General features: G+C 63.2%; 8 protein-coding genes and 1 pseudogene. 1 reads left to right on the top strand and 8 read right to left on the bottom strand.

Going from position 1 to position 12,289, the window contains the following annotated elements:
* Positions 1 to 160: 160 nt before the first annotated feature.
* The 8 genes and pseudogenes from PST29_RS14675 to PST29_RS14640 all read right to left on the bottom strand — a co-directional run bounded on the left by PST29_RS14675 (position 161) and on the right by PST29_RS14640 (position 11,260).
* On the bottom strand, positions 161 to 1,843 hold the full coding sequence (locus PST29_RS14675) for a polyurethane esterase (protein WP_060843494.1): 1,683 nt from the start codon (positions 1,841 to 1,843) through the stop codon (positions 161 to 163).
* A gap of 30 nt (positions 1,844 to 1,873) precedes the next feature.
* Entirely contained in the window at positions 1,874 to 3,235 is a 1,362-nt protein-coding gene (locus PST29_RS14670; RefSeq protein WP_060839148.1) for a TolC family outer membrane protein, read from the bottom strand.
* A gap of 2 nt (positions 3,236 to 3,237) precedes the next feature.
* Positions 3,238 to 4,554 (bottom strand): annotated as a pseudogene (locus PST29_RS14665) (HlyD family type I secretion periplasmic adaptor subunit).
* Between the two features lie 14 nt (positions 4,555 to 4,568).
* Positions 4,569 to 6,350 (bottom strand): type I secretion system permease/ATPase, encoded by a 1,782-nt coding sequence (locus PST29_RS14660; protein WP_060845124.1) that lies wholly within the window; start codon positions 6,348 to 6,350, stop codon positions 4,569 to 4,571.
* A gap of 209 nt (positions 6,351 to 6,559) precedes the next feature.
* On the bottom strand, positions 6,560 to 6,943 hold the full coding sequence (locus tag PST29_RS14655; RefSeq protein WP_060843493.1) for an AprI/Inh family metalloprotease inhibitor: 384 nt from the start codon (positions 6,941 to 6,943) through the stop codon (positions 6,560 to 6,562).
* Between the two features lie 94 nt (positions 6,944 to 7,037).
* The gene (locus PST29_RS14650; protein ID WP_060839144.1) at positions 7,038 to 8,486 is read right to left on the bottom strand and encodes a serralysin family metalloprotease; all 1,449 of its coding nucleotides are present in this window, start codon (positions 8,484 to 8,486) and stop codon (positions 7,038 to 7,040) included.
* A gap of 299 nt (positions 8,487 to 8,785) precedes the next feature.
* Complete coding sequence (locus tag PST29_RS14645) at positions 8,786 to 9,886, bottom strand: DmpA family aminopeptidase (protein WP_060839143.1); 1,101 nt, start codon at positions 9,884 to 9,886, stop codon at positions 8,786 to 8,788.
* A 9-nt stretch (positions 9,887 to 9,895) separates the two neighbouring features.
* Positions 9,896 to 11,260 carry an APC family permease gene (locus PST29_RS14640; RefSeq protein ID WP_060839142.1) on the bottom strand — a complete coding sequence of 455 codons (1,365 nt, stop codon included), beginning with the start codon at positions 11,258 to 11,260 and terminating at the stop codon, positions 9,896 to 9,898.
* A 205-nt stretch (positions 11,261 to 11,465) separates the two neighbouring features.
* On the opposite strand from PST29_RS14640, the gene PST29_RS14635 reads away from it, so the two are divergent.
* A complete protein-coding gene (locus PST29_RS14635) occupies positions 11,466 to 12,269 on the top strand; it encodes a helix-turn-helix transcriptional regulator (protein ID WP_060839141.1) in 804 nt (267 codons plus the stop codon).
* Positions 12,270 to 12,289: the final 20 nt, after the last annotated feature.

Genomic DNA, 12,289 nt, shown 5'->3' with positions numbered 1-12,289 from the left:
CATGTTGATGACTTCTCGTTTTTTGTTGTTGTTCGATCGTCCATCCAGGACGGATCAGGATGTTGCCGGCGACTTCAGGGGAGCCACACCGACGTTCTCTGGGTTCAAGGTCCGCAAATCCCGGGGGAGCGAATCCTGCGCTCCCCCGGCCGAGGCTGAATCAGGCGAACACGATGCCTGAACCGTTGAGCCCCTCAATACCGACCCCCACCAGGGTCACCGAGTGCTCGCCCACCTTGAGCAAGGTGTCGTTGCCGCTCTGGGACAGGTGCTGGCGATAGTCGTACTGGCTGTCGATGCCCGGCACGCCCATGAACACCAGCTTGTCGCTGTACTGGTAGCCCTGGATCAGGTCGAGCCCGAAGTGACCGCTGAACAGAAAGGTGTTGGCCCCGCCCCCGGTGGAATGCATGACGTCGTTGCCGGCACCGCCGACGAAGGTCACGTTGGCCTTGTCGCTGCTGAGCAGGTCGTCGCCGCCATGGCCGAACAGCCAGTCGCCGTCGACGCTGGCCACCAGCGCGTTGCCATAGGCATCGCCGTTGAGGGAGTGGTTATAGGCGGTCCACTGGTTGCCGTGCTGCAGGCCGTCGGCGGTCACGCTGTAGCTGACATCCTTGCCGAACAGTTGCCACCAGCTCCCGGCCTCGTGGCTGACCAGGGCCCCCACGTCGCGGGTCATGCTGATGCCGCCATAGGCATCGCGGATATACAGGGTGCCGTCGCCGTCGTTGGCGATGGAGAAGTTCTGCAGCGGCTGTTGCAGCTCCAGGACGTTGTGCCCCTGGCCGCCATGGATGATGTTGTAGCCGCCGTCGTCACGAAAACGGTCATCCCCGGCACCGCCGTCCAGGTAGTCATTGCCCTTGCCGCCGTGCAGCAGGTCGTTGCTCTGGGTGCCGATGATCAAGGTGCTGCCGGTGTGTTTCTGCGCGTACAGATTGAGGTCCTTGACCCACACCTGATCACGCTGGCCCTCGGACAGGTTGGAGATCACCACCGTCGAGTCGCGGCTGGTCAGGTCATAGAAGTCCGAGCCGATCAGGCGGTTGAGGCCCGCGGCGTAATCCACTGCGCTGTGGGCCGACCAGGACTTGGGGTTGAGGATGCTCTGGGGAATCCACTGGCCAAGGAACGATGAGTAGTGATCGGTGAAACTGACGAGGTTGTTGGTCGCCGACTCCTGGGGCTTGTCGTGGGTGCCCAGGGACGACGCGTTGAAGTGGGTGCCGTCCAGAACGCGGAACACCGGGTCGTTTTCATAGCCGATGTTCAGCACCTTGTCGCCGGCGCTCTGGGTCGGCGAGGCGAAGGCCAGGTAGCTGGCGTCCTGGTAGAAGCCGCCCCAGTGATCGGTGCTCAGGCTCGCCAGGCTGTTGACCCCCAGCCCGCCCAGGCTGTGGCCGGTGACCAGCACGTCGCTGCCGCTCAGGCCCTGGGCCGTGGCGAAGGCGGCGACCTTGCCCAGCAGGTTGTCGAAGGCCAGTCGACTGTAGTTGTCGGCAAACCCCGAGACGAAGGCCGCCTGCAGGTCGTTGAGGCCGTCCTTGAGGCTGTCGGTGCCGCGAAAACTGATGCCGATGGACAGCAACTGCCCGGCGCCGTCGTACTTGCCCAGGATCTCGACCTGGGCATCGCTGACCACGGCCTGTTCGCCGGAAATGGTGCCCTGGGCGCTGACATGGCCCTGATAGCCCAGCTGCGAGGCGCTGATGGGCCGCCAGGACGTGCCCGGCAAGGCCTCGCCAGTGGGGTTCGATGCATACAGGGCCAGGGTGATGGCCTCGCTGTACTGGGCCTTGCCGGCACTGCCCAGCGCACTTTTGTAGTCGAAGATGCTCATGTGCGTTGCTCCTTTTTATCCTGCGGCCCGTCAGGGCCCGGTGCGCTGACCGAAGGCCTCATCGACCCGGGCCAGATCTTCTTCACGCAAGGTTCCCGCGTAGTAGTGCAACTTGGTCCAGGCCATGAGGTAGTCATAACGGGCCTGGGCCAGGTCCCGCCGGGTGGTGTAGAGCTGCTGCTCGGCATTGAGCGCATCCAGGTTGACCCGTTCACCACCAAGAATGCTCTGCCTGGTGGACACCACCAGGGCCTCGGCCGACGTCAGGGCTTTCTGGTAGGCGCGCAATTTGCTCACCCCCGATAGACAGGCACTGAATTGCCGCCGCAGTTCAATCAGGGTTTCCCGGGTCTTGCCGTCCAGTTCGTATTCGGCCTGCTCCATGGCGCGGCTGGCCTGGCGAGTGGAGGCCGACACCCCGCCACCGGCGTACAGCGGCAAGCTGACTTCGATGCCGATGGTGTTGGTGTCGTAGCGCTGGTTGTAGGTGTTGCCGCTTTCCGATTCGTTCTGCCGCACGCTGGCGTAGGCGCTGAGCTTGGGCAGGTGCCCGGCGCGGTTGCGCTCCACTTCATAGCGCGCCACCTCGACCCGCTGCCGCTGGGACGCCAGCACCGGGTTGTTGCTCAAGGCCATCTCGTGCCAGGTGTCGTAATTGGCCGGGCTCAGGGCGAAGGACTGGAAGTTTTCCTGCAGCGGATCGAGGTCGCGCACGTCGATGTCGGGCACGCCGATCAACGCCCCCAGCTCACGCAAGGCCGCGTCCTGTTCGTCCCGGGCCTCGATCTCTTCGGCGGTGGCCAGCTCGTAGCGCGACTCGGCCTCGAGGATGTCGGTGCGGGTGCCCTCGCCCTGCTGGAACATGTGCCGGTTCTGCTGGAACTGTTGCTCGAAGGCCTTCTTCTTGGCCTGGGCGATCTCGATCTGATCCTGGGCGAACAGGGCCTTGGTGTAGTAACTGAGCACCCGCACCAGCAATTCCTGGCTCTTGCCGCGAAAGTTCTCGTCGGCGAACAGGGCCTGGGCCACGCCCTTGCGGTAGTTGGCGTAGGCCTCGTAGTCGATCAGCGGCTGCTGCAGGGTCAGGGACGAGCCGTAGCTGTCGTAGTTGCGTTTTTCGCTGACGCTGCCGCGCACGGTGTCCAGGTAGGTGACCTTGGAGTTGTTGTGGCCCTTGTTGTAGCTGTAGCCCACCTTGGGCAGCAGACCGGCGCGGCCGATGGCGCGGTTCTCCAGGCCGGCGTCGCGCTCCTTGATGGCGCCGAGGAACACCGGGTCGTTGCGCAGCGCCTGTTCGTAGATCTGGAACGGGCCCATGGCCCGGGCCCCCTGGCACACCAGCAAGGACAAGGCGGCGGCGAGGATGGAAAGCTTACTCATACGACGCGACATCCTTATTCTTCGGTCAGTGCGGAGCCGGCCCGGTCGAGCAGAGGCTTGAACAGGTAATTGAGCAGTGAGCGCTCGCCGGTGCGCACGAACATCTCGGCCGGCATCCCGGGCTTGATCACCAGTCCGTTGAGCTTCTCCATGGCCTGGTCGCTGACGCTGCTGCGCAGCACGTAGTACGGCATGCCGGTTTTCTCGTCGACCATCTGGTCGGCGGAAACCAGGCTGACCTCACCGGACACCCTTGGCGTGCGGCTCTGGTTGAAGGCCGTGAAGAGGATGTCCACCGGCAGATGGGGGCCGACCTTGTCCACCAGGTTCACCGGCAGCCGCCCTTCCACTTCCAGGTGCGTGCCCTGGGGCACGATCTCCAGCAGGGTTTCGCCCTGGCGCACCACCGCGCCTTCGGTGTGCACCCCGAGGTTGACCGCGATGCCGTCGGCGGTGGCGATGATCTCGCTGTGCTGCAAGTCGAAACCGGCCGAGGTCAGTTGCTGCTCCAGGGTCTGGGTCTTGAGCTGGGCCTCGGCCAACTGGCTGCGCACCTCTTTCTGATATTCCTCGCTGTGCTGCTGCAGCTTGAGCCGGGATTCGAGAATGCCCTGCTCGATACGGCCGCTTTCGCCGGTGTTCTGCGCCAGTTCCTGCTGCACCTGGGACAGTTGGCGCTGGTATTCCAGCAGGCGGTTGCGGGGGATATAGCCGTTGTCCGCCAAGGGCTGCAGGTTGCTCAGTTGCTGGCGCAGGGACTCGGCCTGATTGCCCAGGTCGGTGCGTGCGCGACGCATGCCCGCCAGTTGCGCGGTGGCGCCTTCGATGTTGGCGCGGATGCCCGCCTGCTCGCGCAGGAATGCCTCGCGCCGACTGCTGAACAGCTGACGCTGGCCTTCCAGCACCAGGGCCAGGCGCGGGTCGTCACTGCTGCTCAGTTGCGCTGGAAAGTCCACCTGCTTGAGGTTGTCGCGCTCGCTACGCCAGCGCGCCAGGCTGGCCACCGCCATGCGGTACTGGGCCTGCAGGGATTGCACATCCGCGGCGACCTGGGTCTGGTCCAGGCGAAACAGCGGCTGGCCCTGCTTCACGCTTTCGCCCTCGCGCACCAGGATGCGGCTGACCACCCCACTGCTCATGGACTGCACCGCCTTGCGCTTGCCGGACACCACCACCGTGCCTTGTACCGGGATACCCTGGTCCAGGGGCGCCAGCGCGGCCTAGACAAAGAAACTGCCGGCCCCCACCAGGGCCAGAATCCAGCCCAGGCGAGCGAAAAAGCCGGCGTCGCGCTCCACGCGTTCGGGCGCGTAATCCTGTTCGATCATCATCTCGCGGTCCTTGCTCATGCGCCTTTATTCCGTGTCGGAGCCTGATACTGGCGGCTCATGCTCAAGCCGCCGGGAGCGGCCGCCACCGGCTTGGGGCTTTCCTGGGCGGCTGGCGACTGACCGCCGGACAGCGCCTTGAGCACCTCCTGGCTGGGGCCGAAGGCCTGCAAGCGCCCTTCGTTGAGCACCAGCAGCTTGTCGGCCAGGGCCAGCACCGATGAGCGATGGGTCACCAGCACCACGCTGGCACCCCGGGCCTTGAGCTGGGCAATGGCCGCCGCCAGGGCGCTTTCGCCCACGGTGTCGAGGTTGGAGTTGGGTTCGTCGAGCACCACCAGACTCGGGTTGCCGTACAGCGCCCGGGCCAGGGCCACCCGCTGTTTCTGCCCGCCGGACAGGCCGCTGCCGTCGTCCCCGAGCACGGTGTCGTAGCCCTGGGGCAGGCGCAGGATCAGTTCGTGCACCCCGGCCAGTTGGGCGGCCTGGACCACCCGTTCAGGGTCGGCCTCACGGAAACGCGCGATGTTCTCGGCGATGCTGCCGCTGAACAGTTCGATGTCCTGGGGCAAGTAACCGATGTAGGGCCCCAGCTCATCGCGATTCCAGCGGTGAATGTCGGCACCGTCCAGGCGCACCGTGCCACCCAGGGTCGGCCAGACCCCCACCAGGACCCGGGCCAGGGTCGACTTGCCGGAACCGGAAGCCCCCAGTACACCCAGCACTTCACCGGCATTGAGGTTGAAGGTCACTTGCTGCAGGGTGGCCATCCGCCGCCCGGGCGGCCCGGCGCTGACTTGCTCGAAGCTCACCTGGCCCTTGGGCGCTGGCAGCGACATGGCGCTGTCGCCCGGGGGAAACTCGCGCAGCAGCGCATCCAGGCGGCGGTAGGCCAGCTTGGCCGAACTCCACTGCTTCCACACCGCGATCAACTGGTCGATGGGGCTCAGCACCCGGCCCATGAGGATCGAACCGGCGATCATCATCCCGGCGGTCATGTCGCCCTTGATCACCAGCAAGGCGCCCAGGCCCAGCACCAGCGATTGCAGGCACAGGCGCAGGGTCTTGCTCAGGGAGCTGATCACCGAGCCGGTGTCGCTGGCCTGGTTCTGCATGCCGAGAAACCGCGAATGCACCACGAACCAGCGCTTGCGCAGGGCCCCGAGCATGCCCATGGCCTGGATGGTTTCTGCGTTGTGCAGATGACTGGTGGCCAGTTGGGTGGATTTCTGCGAAAACCCGCTGGCCTCGGCCAGGGGCTTTTTGGTCATGGCCTCGTTGAAGCAGGCCAGCCCGATCAGCAACAAGGCACCGGCGGTGGCGAACACGCCGAGCCAGACGTTGAAGGCGTAGATCACCAAGAGATAGATGGGAAACCAGGGAGCATCGAAGAAGGCGAACAGTGCCGGTCCGGTGAGGAACTGGCGGATATGGGTCAGGTCCCCCAGGGACTGCCCGGCATGGCCTTCGCCACGGGCCAGGTTGCGTTCGAAGGCGGCCTGATAGACCCGCAGGTTGAAACGCCGCTCCAGCTGGCTGCCGATGCGAATGACGATAAAGCTGCGCACCACTTCCAGCAGCCCGATAAACACGAAGAAGCCCACCACCATCAGCGACAGCATCACCAGGGTGGTTTCATTCTGCGAAGACAGCACCCGGTCGTAGACCTGCAACATATAAATGGAAGGCACCAGCATCAGCACATTAATCAAGGCGGTGAAACAGCCAACACTGATCAGAATGCCCTTGTATTCGCCCAATGCCTTAAACAGTGGTGCAGGATGACTATTGTTCAGCATCTTCAACATTTTCCCTGAGTCGACCCTGCGCGCCGAACGCGAGTACCTCATATACGGCGCAACTAAAGATGTGCGCCCCTTAGTCTCGAAGTCTGCGGACACACCCGAACCGGACAACTGGGTTAATAGCTATCCGGTTATAAACCTGTCGATTAAAAGAGTGGCAAGTTAAAGCCATCCAAGAATAAACGAACAACCTGCCGCATTAATTAGTCAGCACGCTGCAATATGATCAAACCGTCGCCTTTGAGGCGCGCTTCGTACAGGCCTTCTCTCTGTCGACTGAAAAAGATAATTCTTGAACCTTCGCGTCCGGTGATGGCAATACCGTCGGGCTCTGGAAACCAGCCCACCGCCGCCTCGCCGATCCACGTCGACAGGCACTCGGCGCCGTCTCCCAGGGCTGCGTTTTGCAACAGGTCCAGGGCACAGGCGGCGCCAGGTTCGCTCTGTTGCTGCAACTGCCAGTGTCCAACCAGTTCCGAGGGGTCCGCCAAGCGCAGGCTGCTTGCCATGGTTATTGCTCCGTAGAAGATCATCAGCGTCGCCAGCAGCCAGGTGGCCGCCTTGCGATGCAAGGTGTGTGGGGTCATGGGGGTGCTCCGTCCGCCCGGTAGACTGGCTCAGCCCCGGGGCCAATGCAACAGCGCAAGGCAGCGCCTGGACGCTGCCTTGCGCCTGTTTCAATCAGGCAATGATGTCGCTGACCGCTGCCTGGCCCACGGTGCTGACCAGGAAGTCCGCCACGCCATGCCCGGAGAAGTCCACGGACAAGGTGCTGACCCCACCGGAAGTGCTGAGGATCGCGTCACCCGCCGCGCCGGTGAAGGCATTGACGAAGTGCAGGCCCGCGCCCTTGGTGATCCCGGTCAGGTCGATCTTGTCCAGGCCGCTGACAAAATCCATGATCTGATCGGCCGCGCCCGGCTTGGAATCGCTGCTGGCACCGAACACGAAGGTGTCCGCGCCCGCACCGCCCCACAGCTGGTCCGCACCACCGGCGCCGTAGATGATGTCGTTGCCGGCACCGCCCTTGAGCACGTTGGCCGCCTCGTTACCGATCAGCAGATCGTTGCCCGAGCCACCGAAGGCGTTTTCCACGGTCACGCCCTGGGCGATGGAAACGTTGCCCACCATGCCGCCAACGTCGGAGAACGAACCGGCATTGAGGTTGATCTTCTGGTTCTGGGTGAAGCCGGAGAAATCCAGGGTGTCGTTGCCGCCACCGTCCCACACCGAGAACACCAGCTTGTCGGCGGAGGAACTGGCGCTGTAGAAATCGCGCCCGGTATTGGAGTTGAAACCGTAGGTGGTATCACCGGCACGGGTGCTGTAGTTGGCCCCGTAGAGTTTCTGGATGGCGGCGATATCGTCCATCAGCGGACCGGACGAATAGGCTTCGACCCCGCCCTTGCTGAAGTTCTGGCCGGTGTTGCTTTCACTCCAGTAGCTCATGACGCTGTAGCCACGGGTGTCCTGGCCGTAGCTGGCGTCTTTATAGCTGGGGTTGCCTTCGCCGGCGTTGTAGTCGCCAGGGTGAGCCAGGCCCAGGGTGTGACCGATCTCATGGGTCAGGGTCTGACGGCCATAGTTGTTCAGGTCGGGGTTCTTGTTCTGGGTGTAGCCACTGTTGATCAGGTACCACGAGGTGCCGTCGTAGCCGGCACCGGTGCCCGGCAGGTAGGCGAAGGCCGCCGCGCCGTCCTGGCCGCCGCTGTAGTTGCCGAAGGTCATGTGACCATCGCCACCCGAGGCTTTTTCGGTAAACACCACGTTGGCCACATCGGCCCACGACTGCATGGCCAGCACCGCCTGGGCCTTCTGTTGAGCGCTGAACTGGCTGAACCCGGTGATGCCATGCTTGTTCATGGTGCTCGAGGAGGCCGAGGTCAGGAAGGTATAGGTCAGGTCGATCTTGCCGTTACCGTTCAGGTCCTTGTAGGCAGCGCCGTCACGCAGCAGTTGCGTGGCGGCCTGATCGACCGAAAACGACGCTTTGCCATTGAGCGTGAGATTGCCGCCACGATCGTATTGATGACTGAAGCTATTGATCTGGTTATACGCCGAACTTGCTGCGGCCAAAGGCACCAGTTGCTGTTCAGCAGATGCAATAGCGTTCTCTGTTACTTTCGACATAAACACACTTCCTTGTAATCAATGGAACAGTTTTTGTCAGATAGCGACAATCCCTGGCGAGATCGTCCTATCACTCGCCCTAAGCAGGCGAAAGAAAGCTGACACAATTTGAAATCAGACGTCCACTATTTTTTTGGCGTCAAATTCCACTGTTCCGAGAAACTCCAGCAAACAATGACCGCGCAGTCGAAAGATTATTTTTAAACCGATTAACGGCTGATATTGTCAGACAATCTACAATTTAATTATTAAATATCCATTGGACTCAATATGCCGACCAGGTCGCACTTTCAAGTCGGTCAACTTATGTTCCAACCAGTTAGTTCCAATGCTTGCAGCAATACTTGCGGGGTCAGCGCCGGCACCTGCGCGCCGTCGTCACCGGTCATCGGTTCACCTGCCAGCAGAGCGTTGATGATGGCCTCCTCCACGGCCTCGGCGGCCGCGCTGAACAGCGGCGAGATGTGATCGTTGTTGAGCATCGCCAGCGGCGAGGTCAGTCCCAGGTCCTTGCGCGCGTAATCCGCAGTGGGCAGGTCCCGGTTTCCCGTGGCAAAGGCCAGGAAGATATCGCCACTGGAATCCTCGGTGCCGCCACCGGTGCGGGCGATGCCAATCGAGGCCCGTTGCGCCAGGCGCTGGCATTGATGAGGCAAGAGGGGCGCATCGGTGGCCAGGATCACCACGATCGAACCCATGCCCGGAGTCCCGCGTTCGGCAAAGGGCGAGACGATGCCCCCCAGCCGACGCCCCACCGGGTAACCGTCCACCCGCAACTCTTCACGCTTGCCGTGGTTGGCCTGGACCAGGGCGCCGACGGTATAGCCGCCCTGCTCCGCCGTCAGCCGCCGCGACGCCGTGCCGATACCGCCCTTGAACTCGTGGCAGATCATCCCGGTGCCGCCGCCCACCGCGCCCTCGGCCACCGGCCCGGATTCGGCGCTGGCCAGGGCCTGGCGCACCTGTTGCGGCCCCACATGCTGCCCCCAGATGTCGTTGAGCAGACCGTCGTAGGTTTCCATCACCACCGGCATGCACCAGTACACCGCCGGGTCCGCCAGGGCTTCGCGCTCCAGGGCGATCAGGGTGTCGCGGACCACGCCGACGCTGTGGGTATTGGTGATGGCCAGCGGCGTGGTCAGGGTGCCCGCTTCGCGAATCCACTCCAGGCCCGTGGCATCGCCGTTGCCGTTGAGCACATGGCAGCCGGCGAAACAGGGCTGCAACCGCGCATGCCCGTCCCGGGGCTGGACCAGGGTCACCCCGGTGCGCACCTGCTTGCCGCCCACGGTGGTTTTCAGGGTGCTGTGCCCTACCCGTACCCCGGGTACGTCGGTGATCGCATTGAACGGTCCCGGCGCCCCCAACCCCAGCTTGATGCCCAACTCACGTGCTCGCATATCCACTCCTTACAATTTCTGGAACGCCGGGCTGTACCGGCCATTAGTGCCATAGAGAATCACCGACAGCGCCAGCAGCCCGATGATCACCATGAGGTCCCGCACAGAAGCCTCAAGCAACAGTGTGATCAGCAAGTACCCGGCACCGAGCACCGCCAGCAGCGCCGGCAGCGGCCACAACGGCATGCGGTAGGGATGCTCGCGATCGCGCAGGCGCACCCGGCTCACCAATGCGCTGAGGGCGACGATCAGGTACACCAGCATGATCAACAGCACGCTGAAGGACGTGAGGTCCGCCAGATTCGAGCTAAAACTGAGTACTGCCGAAGGAATCGCCAGGAACAGCGTAGCCAGCCATGGCGAGTCCCAGCGCGGGTGGATCCGTGTGAACAGGCGGTTGATGCCGGGCGTCCACAAGGCGTCCCGGCCGCTGCTGAACACCACGCGGCCGATCTGGATAACGATGGCGACGATGGCGTTGAACACCGACAGGAAGATCCCGCCACTGACGACCCTGGCGAGGGTTTCGTTGCCATGGCTGGTGAGTAGGTAGCCGATGGGATCGGGGCTGGCCAGCAGGGTGCTCAGGGACGGCGCGCCAATCAGCAAGGCGGTGAGCGGCACCAGCTCGATGATCACCACCAGCACCAGGGACCAGAGCACCGCCTTGTGCACGCCGCGGCCCTTGCATTTCATGTCTTCGGCCAGCAGCACCGCCGGTCCATAGCCGTTGTAGGAAAACAGGCCGATGCCCACCGCCCCGATCACCAGGGCCCAGGGCGCCATCTGCAGCACGCCATGGTCGACGATCTGCGGTTGCAGGAGGATGCCGAGAGGCTGCGAGGCGTTGCCAAAGCCCAGCCAGACGATGACCAGCAAGGCCGCCACTTCCAGCAGCAGGCACGTGCCGGTAATCCAGGCATTGAGCTTGATGTTGAGAATGCCCAGCAGATAACTGCAGACCACGATCACCAGGGCCACGGTCTGGGAATCGAAGTTCGTGCCCAGGGCGTTGTTCAGGTACGTGGCGGCCCCCGTGGCCAGTACCGGCGGGATGAACAGCAGCATCACCAGCACCGTGAGGAAGGTGGCATAGCCGGCCATACCGCCAAACACCCGCTTGGCATACACGTACTCGCCCCCCGCGCTGTTATGGGCGCGGCCCAGCTCGGCGTAGCAGAAGGCAAACATCAGCGCCAGCAACCCGGCCATGACGAACGCCAGGAACACCCCGCTGCCGGCCTGATGGATGGCAAAGGGCGCAATCACGAACACTGAACTGGCGGGCGTCACACCGGACACGGTGATGGCCACCACATCGAACACACTCAAGGTTGGTTTCAGCGCGCCGTCAGGCGCTGCGGGAGAGCTCATATCGTTATCCTCGTGTTTATTGTTGGTCTGAGGCAGAAACGAAATCCATCGGGCGGGCGCATTCTGGGACGCGCTTGGTGGGAGCTACTCTAGGCAGTTGCAGCATCTTGCCCAATTCCCCTATTGGAGTACTCCCCTTGACGGCGACCGGCAAATCGACGAAACCGTGCCACGACACTTTCGCCGAATCAGTGGAGCAAGGCCTTTGAGTAATCTGTTCAGGGAAGTCGGCCTGCATGCCGGCCTGGGTCGCACCCTCACGCTGATCGGCAACCCGCGCTTCTGGAAACAGCTGGTGTTGCTGCTGCACCAGGCCACGCCGTTCGACAACGCCCTGGCGATCTTCTACCCGCGCGAAGGCCCGCCCCAGGCGCTGGAGGAATATGACGCCGAACCCAGCAGCAAGCCGGCCTCGATGCTCACCTACCTGAACGGCCTGTACCTGCTCGACCCGTTCTTCCAGGCCTGCCGCGAGGGCTATCCCAGCGGCCTGTATCGCCTGGAGGAAGTGGCCCCGGACCACTTTCGCCAGAGCGAGTACTTTCTCAGCTACTTCCACGACAACGTTCTGGAAGACGAAGTGCAGTTCATCCTGCAACTGCCCGATACCGGCACCCTGTCCCTGTCACTGGGCAGTCAGCGCGTGTTCAACAGCGAGGAAATCGGCCAGCTCACCACCTTTGCCGCCTGGGTGCTGCCGCTGATGCAGCAGCATTGGCAGCACAGCCAGCTCCGCCCTCAGCTTCCGGTCGCCGAAGAAATGGCCAGCCAGATTCGTGACGCCCTGAGTCATTTCGGCAGCGCCGTGCTGTCGGATCGCGAACTGGAGATCGCCCGCCTGATCCTGCGCGGGTTTTCCTCCAAGGCCATGGCCGAGCGCCTGAAGATTTCGCCGGACACCATCAAGGTCCACCGCCGCCACCTGTACGCCAAGCTGGACATCTCCAGCCAGCCGGAACTGTTTTCCCTGTTCATCCAGTCCCTGGGCCACGACCTGGAAAATCCCTGAAGCCCGCGCAGGGGATGCTA

This window comes from Pseudomonas sp. St29 (assembly GCF_001547915.1).
GTDB lineage: Bacteria > Pseudomonadota > Gammaproteobacteria > Pseudomonadales > Pseudomonadaceae > Aquipseudomonas.
The sequence above is the reverse complement of the archived record's forward strand: the minus strand, read 5'-3'. Positions and strand labels throughout refer to the sequence as shown.

Excerpts from the sequence above, each read along its gene's own strand:
- PST29_RS14675 (WP_060843494.1), bottom strand. The coding sequence starts at position 1,843 with ATGAGCATCTTCGACTACAAAAGTGCGCTGGGCAGTGCCGGCAAGGCC.
- PST29_RS14670 (WP_060839148.1), bottom strand. The coding sequence starts at position 3,235 with ATGTCGCGTCGTATGAGTAAGCTTTCCATCCTCGCCGCCGCCTTGTCC.
- PST29_RS14660 (WP_060845124.1), bottom strand. The coding sequence starts at position 6,350 with ATGCTGAACAATAGTCATCCTGCACCACTGTTTAAGGCATTGGGCGAA.
- PST29_RS14655 (WP_060843493.1), bottom strand. The coding sequence starts at position 6,943 with ATGACCCCACACACCTTGCATCGCAAGGCGGCCACCTGGCTGCTGGCG.
- PST29_RS14650 (WP_060839144.1), bottom strand. The coding sequence starts at position 8,486 with ATGTCGAAAGTAACAGAGAACGCTATTGCATCTGCTGAACAGCAACTG.
- PST29_RS14645 (WP_060839143.1), bottom strand. The coding sequence starts at position 9,886 with ATGCGAGCACGTGAGTTGGGCATCAAGCTGGGGTTGGGGGCGCCGGGA.
- PST29_RS14640 (WP_060839142.1), bottom strand. The coding sequence starts at position 11,260 with ATGAGCTCTCCCGCAGCGCCTGACGGCGCGCTGAAACCAACCTTGAGT.